The 15,352-nt window shown below is 72.6% G+C and carries 12 protein-coding genes and 1 tRNA gene; 11 read left to right on the top strand and 2 right to left on the bottom strand.

Features of this window, described 5'->3' with window-relative positions:
• Positions 1-3 precede the first annotated feature (3 nt).
• The 7 genes from BLU79_RS29470 to BLU79_RS29440 all read left to right on the top strand — a co-directional run bounded on the left by BLU79_RS29470 (position 4) and on the right by BLU79_RS29440 (position 10,591).
• Positions 4-825 carry a MetQ/NlpA family ABC transporter substrate-binding protein gene (locus BLU79_RS29470; protein ID WP_093908971.1) on the top strand — a complete coding sequence of 274 codons (822 nt, stop codon included), beginning with the start codon at positions 4-6 and terminating at the stop codon, positions 823-825.
• A gap of 142 nt (positions 826-967) precedes the next feature.
• Positions 968-1,606, top strand: a complete 639-nt coding sequence (locus BLU79_RS29465; RefSeq protein WP_093908970.1) for a GNAT family N-acetyltransferase — start codon at positions 968-970, stop codon at positions 1,604-1,606.
• A 116-nt stretch (positions 1,607-1,722) separates the two neighbouring features.
• Positions 1,723-2,934, top strand: a complete 1,212-nt coding sequence (gene cbiE, locus BLU79_RS29460) for a precorrin-6y C5,15-methyltransferase (decarboxylating) subunit CbiE (protein WP_093908969.1) — start codon at positions 1,723-1,725, stop codon at positions 2,932-2,934.
• A gap of 368 nt (positions 2,935-3,302) precedes the next feature.
• The gene (gene cobT, locus BLU79_RS29455) at positions 3,303-7,766 is read left to right on the top strand and encodes a nicotinate-nucleotide--dimethylbenzimidazole phosphoribosyltransferase (RefSeq protein ID WP_093908968.1); all 4,464 of its coding nucleotides are present in this window, start codon (positions 3,303-3,305) and stop codon (positions 7,764-7,766) included.
• 276 nt (positions 7,767-8,042) lie between these two features.
• Complete coding sequence (gene cobA / locus BLU79_RS29450; RefSeq protein ID WP_093908967.1) at positions 8,043-9,275, top strand: uroporphyrinogen-III C-methyltransferase; 1,233 nt, start codon at positions 8,043-8,045, stop codon at positions 9,273-9,275.
• 90 nt (positions 9,276-9,365) lie between these two features.
• Positions 9,366-10,184 (top strand): TrmH family RNA methyltransferase, encoded by an 819-nt coding sequence (locus BLU79_RS29445; protein WP_093908966.1) that lies wholly within the window; start codon positions 9,366-9,368, stop codon positions 10,182-10,184.
• Between the two features lie 11 nt (positions 10,185-10,195).
• The gene (locus BLU79_RS29440; RefSeq protein WP_093908965.1) at positions 10,196-10,591 is read left to right on the top strand and encodes an NUDIX hydrolase; all 396 of its coding nucleotides are present in this window, start codon (positions 10,196-10,198) and stop codon (positions 10,589-10,591) included.
• Between the two features lie 61 nt (positions 10,592-10,652).
• Here the strand turns inward: BLU79_RS29440 and BLU79_RS29435 are convergent, their stop codons facing one another.
• Positions 10,653-12,083, bottom strand: a complete 1,431-nt coding sequence (locus tag BLU79_RS29435; protein WP_177001231.1) for a serine/threonine-protein kinase — start codon at positions 12,081-12,083, stop codon at positions 10,653-10,655.
• A gap of 196 nt (positions 12,084-12,279) precedes the next feature.
• Here BLU79_RS29435 and BLU79_RS29430 point away from each other — a divergent pair, with 196 nt between their 5' ends.
• The 4 genes from BLU79_RS29430 to BLU79_RS29410 all read left to right on the top strand — a co-directional run bounded on the left by BLU79_RS29430 (position 12,280) and on the right by BLU79_RS29410 (position 15,227).
• The gene (locus BLU79_RS29430; protein WP_093908963.1) at positions 12,280-12,522 is read left to right on the top strand and encodes a hypothetical protein; all 243 of its coding nucleotides are present in this window, start codon (positions 12,280-12,282) and stop codon (positions 12,520-12,522) included.
• Between the two features lie 256 nt (positions 12,523-12,778).
• On the top strand, positions 12,779-12,976 hold the full coding sequence (locus BLU79_RS29425) for a hypothetical protein (protein ID WP_093908962.1): 198 nt from the start codon (positions 12,779-12,781) through the stop codon (positions 12,974-12,976).
• 806 nt (positions 12,977-13,782) lie between these two features.
• The gene (locus BLU79_RS29415) at positions 13,783-14,811 is read left to right on the top strand and encodes a phosphotransferase (RefSeq protein WP_093908960.1); all 1,029 of its coding nucleotides are present in this window, start codon (positions 13,783-13,785) and stop codon (positions 14,809-14,811) included.
• Positions 14,812-14,936: 125 nt separating this feature from the next.
• A complete protein-coding gene (locus BLU79_RS29410; RefSeq protein ID WP_093908959.1) occupies positions 14,937-15,227 on the top strand; it encodes a TFIIB-type zinc ribbon-containing protein in 291 nt (96 codons plus the stop codon).
• Between the two features lie 56 nt (positions 15,228-15,283).
• Here BLU79_RS29410 and BLU79_RS29405 read toward each other — a convergent pair.
• Positions 15,284-15,352: transfer RNA gene (locus BLU79_RS29405), tRNA-Val, on the bottom strand.

The following is a 15,352-nucleotide window of genomic DNA, read 5'->3' as shown; positions in this document are numbered from 1 at the left end:
GCCGTGAAGCGCCGCTCCGTACTGCTGACGGCCACGCTGGCTCTCGGCCTGACGCTCACCGCCTGCGGCTCGGGCTCCTCCGGTGGCGCCGACGACGCCAGGCTGGTCGTCGGCGCCACCGCGGTCCCGGCCGGCGAGGTCCTGACGTACATCAAGGACAACCTCGCCGAGAAGGCGGGCCTCGACCTGGAGATCAGGGAGTTCACGGACTACGTCCTGCCGAACACCGCGCTCCAGGAGGGCTCGCTCGACGCGAACCTGTACCAGAACAAGCCCTACCTGGACGACTTCAACCAGTCCAAGGGCACCGACCTGGTCCCGGTCGTCGACGCCTATCTGCCGCCCATGGGCGTCTACTCGAAGAAGGTCACCGACGTCACGAAGCTCGCCGACGGAGCCACCGTCGCCGTGCCGAACGACACCACCAACGAGGGCCGTGCCCTGAAACTCCTCGCCTCCAAGGGCGTCATCACGCTCAAGGAGGGCGCGGGCACGGACGCGTCCCCGGCGGACATCGCCGCCAACCCCAGGCACCTGAAGTTCAAGGAGCTGGAGCCCGCCCAGCTGCCGCGCTCGCTCGATGACGTGGCCGCGGCGGTCATCAACAACAACTACGCCCAGGACGCCGGCCTCAGCCCCACCGAGGACGCCATCCTGCTGGAGTCGGTGAAGGACAACCCCTACGCCAACCTCCTCGCCGTGAAGAAGGGCAACGAGGACGACCCGCGCGTGAAGAAGCTCGCGAAGCTGCTCACGTCGTCCGAGGTGAAGAAGTTCATCGAGGACAAGTACAAGGGCTCGGTCCTGCCGGTCGCTTCCGGCTGACGGCGCGTATACGGCGTTTCGGTACGCACAGGGTCCACTCGCTCACCCCGAGTGGGCCCTGTCGTGCGGTTCAGTGCTTTCATGCTGCATGCTGGGCAGTTCAGCAGGCCCTGAAGGTTTTCCGAAGGTTACGGAGTGGCGCATGACTAGCACCTTCCCCAACATCTCCATCAGCACGGAGCGGTTGGTGTTGCGCCCCCTCGACGAGGACGACGTGCCCGCGCTGGCCGAGATGATGAACGACGAGCAGGTCGGCGCCTGGACGGACGTCCCTCAGCCCTACACCGAGGACGGCGCCCGCACCTGGATCACCGAGTACGCCCCCGCCGAGCGGGCGGCCGGGCGGGGGCTCGACCTCGCCGTCACCGAATTCCTCACCCAGCGCCTGGTCGGCATCGTCCAGCTCGCCAAGACGAACTGGCATGTGCGCTCCACCGAGCTGTCGTACATCGTCGCCCCCTGGGCCCGCGGCGAGGGCTACGCCTCCGAGGCCGCGCTGGCCACCGCCCAATGGCTGTTCAGCGACCAGAAGTTCGAACGGATCGAGCTGCGCACGGCCGCCGACAACACCGCCTCGCAGCAGGTCGCCCAGAAGATCGGCTGTATCAGCGAGGGCGTCCTGCGCAACGCGTGCATAGCGCACGTCCGCACGGACGACGGCACCTGGACCGACGTCCGCACGGACTTCATCGTCTGGAGCCTCCTCCCGGAGGATCTCGACGGCGCCGGGGAGCAACTGGCCGACAGCGGCGGCTTCACCTCGTTCGGCGAGTGGAACTGACGGGAATCCAACCCACGGGCACGGGTGGTGCCCGCCCAGCGACCAGGTACCCTCACGGAGCCCGCCCCTCGGGGCTGCCCCACGACGACCTGCGCAAACCCGGGAGACTGACGACGATGGCCGACCGCGTCACGGTGATCGGCTGGGACGGTTCGCCGCTGACCGCCGCGGCACGCTCCGCCCTCGGTGCCGCCACGCTCGTGGCCGGCGCCGCACACCACCTTGCGCTCCCCGAGGTGCCGCCCACCGCCGAGCGCATCCGCCTCGGCAGCACCGCCCTCGCCGCCCGCCGCATCGCCGGCCATCGCGGAACCGCGGTCGTGCTCGCCGACGGTGATCCGGGCTTCTTCGGAGTCGTACGGACCCTGCGCGCACCCGAGTTCGGCCTGGAGGTCGAGGTCGTCCCCGCCGTCTCCTCGGTCGCCGCCGCCTTCGCCCGGGCCGGCATGCCGTGGGACGACGCCCAGGTGGTCGTCGCACACCGTCGCACCCTGCGACGTGCGGTGAATGTGTGCCGCGCCCACACCAAGGTCGCCGTCCTCACGTCCCCCGGCGCCGGACCCGCCGAACTCGGCCTGCTCCTGGAGGGCGTGCACCGCACCTTCGTCATCTGCGAGGAACTGGGCACCGAACGCGAGCAAGTCACCGTCGTCACCTCCGACAAGGCCGCCGACCACGCCTGGCGCGACCCGAACGTCGTCATCGTCATCGGCGGCCGGGCCGGCGCGGGGGAGTCCGGTGGCTGGATCTCCGGGCGCGACCCGGGCGCCGGGCCGCGCGGCTGGACGCTGCCCGCCGAGTCCTACGGCGGACTCATGGGCGAGGGCGAGCTGGAACCGCTGCGCGCGGCCCAACTCGCCAGGCTCGGCCCGCGCGTCGGTGACCTCGTGTGGGACATCGGCTGCGGCAGCGGCGCCTTCGCCACCGAGGCCGCCCGGGCCGGTGCCGCCGTCATCGCCGTCGACCGGGACCCGCGGGCCTGTGAGCGCACCGGGGCCAACGCGCGCGGCTTCGGGGTCCAGCTTCAGATCGTCCACGGCACCGCCCCGCACGTCCTGGAGAACCTCCCGGAACCGGACGTCGTACGCATCGGTGGCGGGGGAGCCGCCGTAGTCTCGGCCGTCGCCGACCGGCGCCCGCAGCGCATCGTCACGCACGCCGCGACCCGTGACGCCGCCGAACTCGTCGGACGGGACCTCACCGAACACGGCTACGACGTGGAGTGCGCGCTCCTGCAGTCCGTGGAGCTCGACACGCGGGCCTGGACGGAGCGCGAGCGCACGGTTGCGTTCCTGCTCAGCGGGGTGTTGCCCGACCGCACGGTATGACCGTGTACCTGTCCCCGTGATCCTGTTGTCGTACCGCGCGCGGTAGGCTGGCCGATCGTTGTACCGCACTCGGTCGCCCGGCGCTTCGTCGGTCAATGTCCGGAAAACACGCCCCGTTTGGGGTGCGTGTGGTACGGCGGACCTGGGGGACGCGCAACGTGGCGCAGTCCACAGCGGCCTGTCGCGGATCAACCTGTCGCGACGGCCGAACGGCCACGACAATGCCACTCAATGGCTTTGTCGCCTTTTTGGGCGGGTCGTTCGTGCCGCTGGGCACGCACGCTCGTTCTTCACTGCGGGGGCGGTCGGTGCGCCGTTCCCGGGCGAGCTGGTCGTAAGAGGCACTAACCGATGGGCGAGGGGTACGCATGACCGACACCGGCCAGGTCCCGAGCGAGGGACTGCCGGAGAGCGCAGGCATGGTGGAGCAGCCGGGCGCCCCCGCGGCGCACGGTACGTACACCTACCTCTCCGAGACCACCGCCGAGGACGAAGACCTGCTGATGCCCGGCTCCCAGGGTGCCTGGGGCAACGAGGTCGCCCCACCCGCGCCGGAGCCGGTCCTGGAGGCCGTCCACGAGCCGGGTCCGCACGAGATCTCCGGCCGTGACAGCGGCTCGGTCGACCTCAGCGGCGTCCGCTTCCCGAACCCGACGCCCCCGTCGACGCCGATTCCGCCCATCACACCCCGACGCCCCCTGCACCTCGGTCCGCCCATCCCCGACGCCTCCGCCAGCCCGGTCCGCTCCCTCGCCGACCGCGGCGCCGTGGGCGCACCCGCACGCCACCCCGGCGCGACCGGCCCCGAGTACCTCGACGTCCAGCAGCACCGCGAGGCGTCGGCCCCTCAGGCGGCGACCCCCTGGGGCGCGCCGGCCCCGGCACCGGTGAGCGTCGAGGCGTCGGCTGCCGAAACGGTTGTCCCGACCGGGCAGCCGGTGAGCGTCGCGCAGGCGGTGGCGGCCGGCGTCGCCACCGACGCCGTGGCCGCGGGGAGTGCTCCGCAGGGTACGGCGGACGGGGCGCAGGCCACTGCTTCGGACGTGCCGCTGGGCGCCGAGGCAGGTGTGGTTGTGCCGCAGGAGAGTGTGCAGGACGGTCAGCTGCCGTCGGCCGCCGATGCCACGCCGGTCGTTGGTGTGGAGCCGGTCGTCGGGGAGATGCCGGGCGGTGCGCAGGTCCCGGGCGTCGAGGAGTTGCCGGACGCCGCGCAGGCTCCGGGTGCCGGGGCGGCGCCTGGCCAGGACGCCGGTCAGCCGGCTGCTGCCGTGGATGACCCCACCGCCGGGGAGGATGACGCGGCAGTTATGGCCGATTCCGGTGCCGGTACGGTCGAGGCGATCCCGTCCGACGCCGACGGCGGGGAGGTCCCGGTGAGCGGGGTCGCCCCGGATGCCGGACAGGTGCCTGGTGCGTCCGATGTCCCCGACGCCGTGCAGGACGCGGGAGCCGGCGATGCGCCCGAGGACGGGCAGAGCGTCGAGCCCGAGCAGCTTCCCGGAATCGTGCCGGGCGCCGAGGGCGTGCCGGTTGCCGGGGGCACCGCGGGCGACGGCGCGCAGGCTGTCGGTGCGGGCGACGCCCAGGCCTCCGAGGTCCCCGTGGCTGCTGAGGCTCCCGGCGAGGCCGCGCCCGAGGCCGCGTCGGCCGGCGAGGCTGCTGTGGCTGAGGCCGGGGACGTCGCCGAGACGGCCGTGCCCGAGACGGTACAGGCGGTCGCGGTGCCCGCCGCGGAGAGCGAACCGGAGCTCGTGGCGACCCCTGCTGAGGGCGAGCAGGCTTTCGCACCGCCCGCTGCTGAAGCGGAGCAGGTTCTTGCAGCGCCCGCCGCTGAGGCTGAGCAGGTGTTCGCAGCGCCCGCCGCTGAGGCTGAGCAGGTGTTCGCACCGCCCGCCGCTGAGGGCGAACAGACTCTTGCAGCGCCCGCTCCTGAAGCAGCGCAGGCCCTCGCCGCGCCCGCCCCTGAAGCAACGCAGCCCCTCGCAGTACCCGCCCCTGAAGCCGACCAGGTGCCGGAGACGCCCGTCGTAGATGCGGAGCAGACTCTCGGGGTTCCCTCCGCCGAGGCTGCCCAGGTCGCCGACGCCGTCGTGCCCGAGGCTCTCGCCCAGGGCGGCGAAGAGCCCGCTCCCCAGGGTGCCCCGGTCCCCGAGGCCGTCTCCGCCGCCGAGGCCGCCCAGGTCGCAGCCGAGGGTGTCATCCCGGCTCAGGGCCGGCCGACCCCCGAAGCCGCCCCCGACCCGACGGCATCGGAACCGGCACCGGCGCCCCGGCCCGCGGACGCCGAGCAGGTCGGCCAGGTGCCACACCCCGCCGACGACGCCTCCGCCGTCGTAAGCCTTGATGCAGCCCTCGATCCGACCCCGCACTCCTCGGACGCCGAACAGACCGCCCAGCAGCAGGCCGAACTCTCCGCCCCGGTCGTGGAACCCCTGGCGGAGCCGAACCTCGCGCAGGTCCAGCCGCCGGACCAGGACGGTACGCCGACGGACGCCGACGCGGCCGTCGCCGCCCAGGCCGTGGCCGCGAGCACGCCCGTCGCCGAAGCGGAAGCCCACATCGCGGACCCCGCAGGCCAATTGCCGGCCGCCCAGCAGACCCCGGACCTGCCCGCCGAGTCGCCCGACCCGCGGCAGTCCCCGGCGGACGCCGCACCGGCCGAGGCGCCCGAGCCGTTCGTCGCGGAACCCGCCGGACCGCAGCTGAGGTCAGTGGCCCAGTCCGCGCAGGCGCTCCCAGACCCCCAGGACCCGACCCAACCGCCCGTCGGGCCGACGGAGTTCGGCGGTGAGGCGGGCGACGCCACGGCCGTCCTCCCGTCCGCCACGCCGCTGGAGCCGACGCCCGACCAGTCCCTCGGGCAGTTCGTCCCGGTCGAAGGCCTGGTACCGACCACCCCGCACCTCGCGCCGACCCCGCCGCAGCCGATCCTCCTCCCCGTTGAGGAGACACCGGCTACCGTCGTCATGGTCCCCGCACCCCGTGAGGGCGACCCCGAACTCGTACAGCACGCGGAGGACCTGGACACCCGGGCCGCCGACCAGGAAGACCCTCAAGAAGAGAGCACGGCCGCAGTGGAAGAAGTACGTCAGTCCACCGGCCCCGCCGCGCCCGCCTACGACGACGCCGAGCGCGAGGCCGTCCTCAAAGTCATGCGCGAGCGCCGCGACATCCGCAACGGCTTCCGCAGTGACCCGATCCCGCACGAGGTCCTGCTGCGCGTCCTGGAGGCCGCCCACACCGCGCCCTCCGTGGGCCACTCGCAGCCGTGGGACTTCGTCGTCATCCGCTCCGCCGAGACCCGGCGCACCATGCACGAACTGGCCCAGCGACAGCGCGAGGCGTACGCCAAGTCCCTGCCCAAGGGCCGGGCCAAGCAGTTCAAGGAACTGAAGATCGAGGCCATCCTCGACACCCCGGTGAACATCGTCGTCACCGCCGACCCGACCCGCGGCGGCCGGCACACCCTCGGCCGGCACACCCAGCCGCAGATGGCGCCCTACTCCGCCGCGCTCGCCGTCGAGAACCTCTGGCTCGCCGCCCGTGCCGAGGGCCTCGGCGTCGGCTGGGTCAGCTTCTTCGACGAGCGCGAGATGGTCCGCGCCCTCGGCCTGCCCGAGCACCTGGAGGTCATCGCCTACCTGTGCGTCGGGTACGTCGACGAGTTCCCGGACGAGCCCGAGTTGATGCAGGCGGGCTGGTCCAAGCGCCGCCCGCTGTCGTGGGTCGTGCACGAGGAGACGTACGGCCGTCGCGCCCTGCCCGGCGAGGAGCCGCACGACCTGCTCGGCGAGACCGTCGCCCAGATCCGCCCGCTGGACGCCAAGGCGCTCGGCGAGGCCTGGGAGCGGCAGAAGCGCATGACCAAACCGGCCGGCGCGCTCGGCATGCTGGAGATCATCTCCGCCCAGTTGTCCGGGCTGTCCCGGCAGTGCCCGCCGCCGATCCCGGAGCCCGCGGCCGTCGCGATCTTCGCCGGTGACCACGGCGTGCACGCCCAGGGCGTCACCCCCTGGCCGCAGGAGGTGACCGCCCAGATGGTCGCCAACTTCCTCGGCGGCGGCGCGGTCTGCAACGCCTTCGCCGGCCAGGTGGGTGCCGAGGTCTGTGTCGTGGACGTCGGCGTGGTCACCGACCTCCCGGCGACCCCGGGTCTGCTGCCCCGCAAGGTCCGCGCGGGCACCTCCGACATGACGACCGGCCCCGCGATGACCCGCGAGGAGGCCAAGCAGGCCATCGAGGTCGGCATCGAGACCGCCCGCGACCTGGTGGCGGCCGGCAACAAGGCCCTGCTCACGGGTGAGATGGGCATCGCCAACACGACCGCGTCGGCGGCCCTGATCTCCGTCTTCACGGACACCGACCCGGCCGAGGTCACGGGGCGCGGCACCGGCATCAACGACGAGACCCTCGCCCGCAAGACCGAGGTCGTCCGCCGCGCCATCGAGCTCCACCAACCCGACCCCGCCGACCCCATCGGCGTCCTGGCCGCGATCGGCGGCTTCGAACACGCCGCGATGGTCGGCCTGCTGCTCGGCGGCGCCTCCCTGCGCACCCCGGTGATCCTGGACGGCGTCAGCGCCGGCGCCGCCGCTCTGGTCGCCCGCGCGATCGCCCCCGAGGTCCTGGCCGCCTGCATCGCGGGCCACCGCAGCGCCGAGCCCGGCCATGTCGCCGCCCTCAACAAGCTGGGCCTGCGCCCCCTGGTCGACCTGGACCTGAGGCTGGGCGAGGGCACGGGCGCGCTGCTGGCCCTGCCGTTGGTGCAGAGCACGGCGAGGGCGATGCACGAGGTGGCGACGTTCGACTCGGCCGGGGTGACCGAGAAGTAGGCACGAGGGGATCTCGGGGACGGCAGTGCCCAGGGCCTGTGCCGCCCGCCGCGGTTGTGGCCGGCGCGCGGGTCCTTCGGGTCCGGGGCCCACGCTTTCGTGGGCCCATGGGTCCGTGGACAGTCGTGCCGCAGGGCGGAACGGGTGGGCACGGACCCACGCACCCGCACCCGGCAATGACGCTCAGCCACCGGACACCTGCGCAGCCTTCCCCGCCCGCCCCGTAAAATCCGCACGTCAGGGCCACCGCACCGCCGTAAAGAGGAGCCGCACCTCATGGCCGAAAACCCCGCCTACCCGGTAGGCCTCCGCCTCACCGGCCGCAAGGTCGTCGTCCTCGGCGGCGGTCATGTGGCCCAGCGCCGCCTCCCCACCCTCATCGCGGCCGGCGCCGACATCCACCTCGTGTCCCCTTCGGTGACCCCCTCGGTCCAGGCCATGGCGGACGCGGGCGAGCTCACCTGGCACGAGCGCCCTTACGAGGAAGGCGACCTCGCGGAGGCCTGGTACGCCCTGATCGCCACCGGCGACACCGAAGCCAACACGCTGGCCTCGGCCGAAGCGGAGCGCCGCCGAGTCTGGTGCGTCCGATCCGACGACGCCGACGCCGCCACCGCCTGGACCCCGGCGACCGGCCACAGCGAGGGCGTCACGATCGCCGTCCTCACCACCGACGCGCGGGGCCGCGACCCCCGCCACACGGCCGCCATCCGCGACGCGGTCGTCGAGGGCCTCCGCGACGGCACGCTGGTGGCCCCCCACCACCGCACCCGCACCCCCGGCGTCGCCCTGGTCGGCGGCGGCCCCGGCGATCCCGACCTGATCACCGTGCGCGGTCGCCGTCTGCTCGCCGAGGCCGACGTGGTGATCACCGACCACCTGGGCCCGCGCGACCTGCTCGCCGAACTTCCCCCGAGCGTCGAGGTGATCGACGCCGCGAAGCTGCCGTACGGCCGCTTCATGGCCCAGGAGGCCATCAACAACGCGCTGATCGAGCACGCCAAGCAGGGCAAGTCGGTCGTACGACTCAAGGGCGGCGACCCCTTTGTGTACGGCCGTGGCATGGAGGAGGTCCAGGCGCTGGCCGAGGCCGGCATCCCGTGCACCGTCGTACCCGGCATCTCCAGCTCCATCTCCGTGCCGGGTGCCGCCGGCATCCCGGTCACCCACCGGGGCGTCGCCCACGAGTTCACGGTGGTCAGCGGCCATATCGCCCCCGACGACGAGCGCTCCCTGGTCGACTGGCCGTCCCTCGCCAAGCTGACCGGCACCCTGGTGATCCTCATGGGCGTCGGCACGATCGGGAAGGTCGCCGAGACGCTCATCGCGCACGGCAAGTCCCCGGACACGCCCGTCGCCCTGGTCCAGGAGGGCACGACGGCCGCCCAGCGCAGGGTCGACGCGACCCTCGCCACGGCCGGCGACACGGTGCTCGCCCACGAGGTGAAGCCGCCGGCGGTCATCGTCATCGGCGAGGTCGTGAACGTAGGACCGACCCCTTCCCAGTGACCCCTTCCGCGCGAGCCCATTTCGTAACCGCGGGTAACCCAACCGTGCCAAGCCGTTGGCACCGCACCCAGGACAAGGCAGTATCACCCTGTGGCCGATCTCATCACCGTCGATGACCCCGACGACCCTCGCCTGCGCGACTACACGGGCCTGACCGACGTCGACCTGCGCCGCAAGCGCGAGCCGGCCGAGGGCCTGTTCATCGCCGAGGGCGAGAAGGTCATCAGACGGGCCAAGGAAGCCGGCTACGAGATGCGGTCGATGCTGCTCTCGGCCAAGTGGGTCGACGTCATGCGCGACGTCATCGACGAGCTCCCGGCCCCGGTCTACGCGGTCAGCCCGGAACTGGCCGAGCAGGTCACCGGCTACCACGTGCACCGCGGCGCGCTCGCCTCCATGCAGCGCAAGCCGCTGCCGACGGCCGCCGAACTCCTGCGGACCACCCGCCGGGTGGTGGTCATGGAGTCGGTCAACGACCACACCAACATCGGCGCCATCTTCCGCTCGGCGGCAGCCCTCGGCATGGACGCGGTCCTGCTCTCCCCGGACTGCGCCGACCCCTTGTACCGACGGAGCGTCAAGGTCTCGATGGGCGCGGTCTTCTCGGTGCCGTACGCCCGCCTCGACACCTGGCCCAAGGGCCTGGACTCGGTCCGCGAGGCCGGCTTCACGCTGCTCGCCCTCACCCCCGACGAGAAGGCCAAGACCCTCGACGAGGCCGCCCCGCACAAGATGGAGCGGGTCGCCCTCATGCTCGGCGCCGAGGGCGACGGCCTCTCCACCCAGGCCCTCGTCGCCGCCGACGAATGGGTCCGCATCCCCATGGCCCACGGCGTCGACTCCCTCAACGTCGGTGCGGCGGCCGCGGTCGCCTTCTACGCGGTGGCCACGGGCCGCCCCCAGGTCTAGGCCGTACGGCGATGGCGCAGCGCGAGGCGATCGTCGCGGTCCTGCTCCGCGGCGCCGACCACGTCCTCGCCATCCGCCGCGGCCCCGCCGTCGCACGCCCCGGCTACTGGCAGCCCCTCAGCGGCAAGGTCGAGCCGGGGGAGACCCAGCGGGAGGCGGTCGTCCGGGAGGTCCGTGAGGAGGTCGGCCTCACCGTCGTACCCCTGGCGAAGGTCTGGGAGTCCGAGACCGACGACGGCCGCTTCCGCCTCCACTGGTGGACGGCGCGCGCCGACACCGGCGACGTGATCCCCGACCCGGACGAGGTCGGCGAGGCCCGCTGGGTCACACCGGAGGAGTTCCTGTCCCTGGACCCGGTCTTCGACGGCGACCGCGAGTTCTTCGAACGGATCCTCCCCGGCCTGTGACACCCGCGAGGCCCGACTGCGCGAGGCCCGACTGCGCGAGGCCCGACTGTGCGGGACTCGACTACTCGTCGGAGATCTCGAAGGTCGACTCGTACCGCTCGGACATCAAGTCCCCGTCCAACGGCTGGTAGCCAGGCTCCACGTGCTCCTGCCGCTCCCGTACGACGTCCCCGTCGTCGCCGAGCCCCCGCTGCGGACCCTGGCAGCCCTGGGCCGCCGCGATGCCGAGCGCCACGAGCAGCGTCACGACGACGAACACGAACAGCCGCTGCCGCAGCAGCTGCGGGTTGGCGGGCCGACGGCCGGTCCCGGTGTTCCGCGGGGCCGGACGACCGTTTCCGTTGCGCTGGGCGGGCCGGTTGCCGTTTCCGTTGCCGGAGCGCGGGGCGTTCCGTGCGGAGGGCACCGGCCGAGTCCCCGACCGGGGGGACGGCGCCGTACCGCTGTGCGGGGCACTGCCGCCCCTCGACGCGGGTACGTCGCGTGCGGGGCCGGGCACCCTCGGGACGCCTGTGCCGCGCGGCAGCCCGGTGCCGCGGGGGGATGCGGTGCCCTGCGTGCGACGCTGGGCGCGCTGCTGGTCCGGGTAGGTGTCGGCGAGCCGCCCGGTCGGACGGTCCGCCTCGGCGGAGCGGGGCGCGGGCGGGCGTACGTCGGAGAGGCCCTGCGCCTCCCGGGCCGCGATCTCCTTGAGACGCAACGACAGCTGCAGCGTGCTGGGCCGCTCCTCCGGGTCCTTCGCCAGACACGCCCGTACGAGCGGAGCCAGAGCGTCCGGTACGCCGTGCAGCTGCGGCTCCTCGTGCACGACGCGGTACAGCATCACCTCGGAACTGCCGTGCCCGAAGGGCGAGTCGGCCATGGAGGCGTACGCGAGCGTGGCGCCGAGGGAGAAGACGTCCGTGGCCGGGGTGACGGCGGCGCCGCGCACCTGCTCCGGGGCGAGGAAGCCGGGGGAGCCGACCGCGGTGCCGACGTGGGTGAGGGTCGAGGCGCCCGTCGCCCAGGCGATGCCGAAGTCGATGATGCGGGGGCCCTTGGGGGACAGCAGGATGTTGGAGGGCTTGAGGTCCCGGTGGACGACCCCGGCCTCGTGCACGGCGACCAGTCCCTCGGACAGGGCGGCCCCGATGGCGGCGACCTCGGCCGCGCCGAGCCCGCCCGCGTCGGCGACCTTGTCGTGCAGGGAGGGGCCGGGTACGTACTGGGTGGCGAACCAGGGACGCTCCGCCTCAAGGTCGGCGGCCACGAGCCGCGCCGTGCAGCCGCCGCGAATCCGCCGTGCCGCCGAGACCTCACGCGCGAACCGCGAGCGGAACTCCTGATCCTCCGCCAGGTCGGGCCGGATCACCTTCAGCGCGACCCGCTGCCCCTTCTTGTCGGAGCCCAGGTAGACGACGCCCATGCCGCCCGCGCCGAGCCGTCTGTGAAGCCTGAACGAGCCGACGACGCGCGGGTCCTCGCGCCTCAGGCGCATCATCGCCATGTTCATCCCCGCTGCCCGGTCCGTCTGACGAGCCACAGCTTACGTTTCCACGGGCCGCCGTGCGCAGAGGCCGCGCCCTCTCGGGCCGATGGATTGTCAGTGGTGGGTGGGAGACTTGAAGGGTGGTCAGAGGGCGGACGGACAGGGCGACTTAATGGCTGCCGCGCCCCCAACCATCCGTCACAGAAGGGGGATTGAACCCGTGAAGGGTGATCGCGTGGAGATAGTCGTGGACGCAGGGGACACGACGCGCACCTACGAGGTGGTGGCGAGCCGGGCGGGCCGCCGGGTGGAGACGGCGGTGCGTCGAGGTGTAGTGGAAGTGAGCGAAGTCACCCGGAACGGATCGGTCGTGCGGACGGCCCGCTTCATGGCGAACCGGGTCCTGGCGCTGGTCGAACAGCCGGTGCCACGCGAGGACAGCTCGGAGCGAAACCCGGATTAGGGCCCGTCGAAAGCCGGGCAGACCGGGCATCCCCTCGGGGAAGACCCCGAGACCTAGGACCTCGTCTCCACCCAGGGGAGTACTCCGCAGGTCATGGCTCATCCTCCGGGAGGCCCGGCAATCGGTACGAGGGCATGACGTGCCGGGGGTGGTCGGAGGCCTAGATTTGAGGTCAAGCGGCGGGTGCAGCACTCGTCCCCCGAGGTCAGACACCCGCCGCTGCCAACGACAACTGACACAGGTCAGGAGAGGGTCCATGGCCCAGACGGCACCGCGGACAGTGATCCGTATGCAGCAGCGCACGCTGCTGCGTCCCCGTCGCCAGGGCCGTCGCCACCCCCTGGTGGCGACGCTCATGGCCCTTCCCCTGGCGGTCCTGCTCCTCGTCGTCTTCGACGGCTGGGAGGCAGTGGCCACACAGGCGTCGTCCGTGGGCGTGATGCTGGGGCGCTGAGCGGCGACCCCAGGCCCGGAAGAGCGGTCCGGGCGGGGACATCCACCCATGAAACCCCGTGGGGACGGGGGTGCGGCGGACGGCACAAATGCCGGCGCAGCTGGGGAGCTGCGCCGGCATTGCTTTTGCCGCCGACGGTTTGACCGGGGGCGCCTGCGGCGGCCTGCAACGGACCGCCCCTCTCGACACCGGCTCGCATATGGCAGCCCACCTCGGCGTTCGAGAACGAGACCCCGCCCGTCCGGATGTGCCCCACCCACCCGCGCCCAGCCGTCACTTCTCGACGCGGGCCACGCATCTCAGTGGGTCCGGCGTGTGGGGCGAGGTTCTACCGTCGCGATCCCCCCCCCGCCCGCGATCGGCTGTCCCTCTCGACGCGGTCCCGCGCATTCCAACGTATCCGGTGTGTGAGGGCGAGGCGCTACTGCCCCGATCTCCCACCCGCCCGCGAGCAGCCGTCACTTCTCGACGCAGGCCCGCGCATCTCATCCCGTCCGGCGTTTGAGGACGAGTTCCCGCCGTCCCTATCCCCCACCCACCCGCAGGGGCGTCTCTTCAGCCTGTCCGGCGTTTGAGGACGAGGCCCTTTCGGGGCCGATGCGGGGGTCTGGGGGCGGCAGCCCCCAGAAGGGCCCGGGGTCGAAGGGGCAGAGCCCCTGGAGGATGGGACGGGTAGGGGCGGCGGGGGCGAGAAAAGGGCACGCACGCTCCCCGCGTCGGACCGCCCGCCCGCACGCCCTGTCCGCCATGTCCCCCGCGTACCCCACGTACCCTCGCCCCAAAGCATCCGCACCCAAGGGACCCCCGTGACCCCCCACCCCCTCCTCCCCGACCTCACCGCACAAGCCGAGGTCGCCGCCCACCACCGCACATCCACCTGTCCCTGCGGAGCAACAGTCACACTCGCCGACCGCCCCGACGCCACCGTCGTCCGGCACGCCGACACGGTCGCCAAGGCCCACGCCCCGGACCTCACCCCCACCGACCTGACCCCCCGCCTCACCACCGCCACACACCTCCCCGGCATCCTCCTGCCCCCGCACACCCCCACGCCGGTAGACCTGCACGGCCGACTGGTGACCTTCTGGCCGTACGGCACCCCGGTGGACCCGGAAGACCCCGACGCGGCCCCTTGGGAAGCGGCCGCCACCCTTCTCGCCCGTCTCCATCGCACCCCCGCACCGGCTCCGCTCCCTCCCATGCGCGGCCCCGTCAAGGCGGCCCTCGCGATATCCCGCCTCCGCGCCGCCGCCGGCACAGAACAGACCGTCGGTAGAGAACCGACCACAGACGCAGAACCGACCACAGACGCAGAATCAACCGCCGGCGGAGAACCGGCCACCGGCACAGAACCGACCACCGGCACAGAACCGACCTCCGCCACCAAAGCCGTCCTCCGCGCCTGGAACACCCTCCCCGCCTGGGCCCGCGCCGAGACCCCCCAGCCCGACACCACCACCCTCTGCCACGGCGACCTCCACCTCGGCCAACTGGTCCGTCACCCGACCCCGGACGGCCCTTGGCTGCTCATCGACGTCGACGACCTGGGAGTCGGCGTACCGGCCTGGGATCTCGCACGCCCTGCCGCCTGGTACGCGTGCGGGTTGCTGTCACCCGAGGAATGGAACCGATTCCTCACGGCCTACCGCGCCGCCGACGGCCCGGCCGTCCCCGCCGACGGCGACCCCTGGCCCGCGCTGGACATCCCGGCCCGTGCCCTCACCGTGCAGACCGCCGCCCGGGCGATCACCAAGGCCTTGGCCGAGGACCGTCTCCTCGACGAGGTCGAGCAGTCCCTCGTGGACGCCTGTGACCGAATTGCCGCCGGTGACTGAAAAGCCTGCCTCCCCCCTGAGTTGACCCACGGACACGCAAAGTAGTGTGCAACCGACCGCAGCCGGACAGAGTCTGTCCTGGCGATACACGAAGCAGGACCGACCGGCGAGGAGTTGAGCCGACCATGCAGTGTCCGAAGTGCCATGCGCCGATGCACACGTACAACCGCAACGGTGTTCAGATAGAGCAGTGCAGCGGCTGCCGCGGGATCTTCCTCGACTACGGCGAGCTGGAGGCCCTGGCCCGCGTGGAGTCCCAGTGGTCCCAGCCGTCCCCGCCGCCCCCGGCCGCGCCGCAGGCCTACCCGGCCGCCCCGCAGGCCCCGGCCTGGGGCGCCCCGCACGGCGGGCACCACGGTGGCCACTACGGCCACAAGCGTCACAAGAGCTTCGGCCACATGCTGTTCTCCAGCTGAGCCGCACCGAGCCGCGAAGAAGCCCCCCGGTCATCGGACCGGGGGGCTTCGGCGTGTGGACGATACTGGGATTGAACCAGTGACCTCTTCCGTGTCAGGGAAGCGCTCTCCCGCTGAGCTAATCG

Origin of the sequence: Streptomyces sp. cf386, from assembly GCF_900103585.1 — a bacterium.
Classification (GTDB): Bacteria; Actinomycetota; Actinomycetes; order Streptomycetales; family Streptomycetaceae; genus Streptomyces.
The sequence above is the reverse complement of the archived record's forward strand: the minus strand, read 5'-3'. Positions and strand labels throughout refer to the sequence as shown.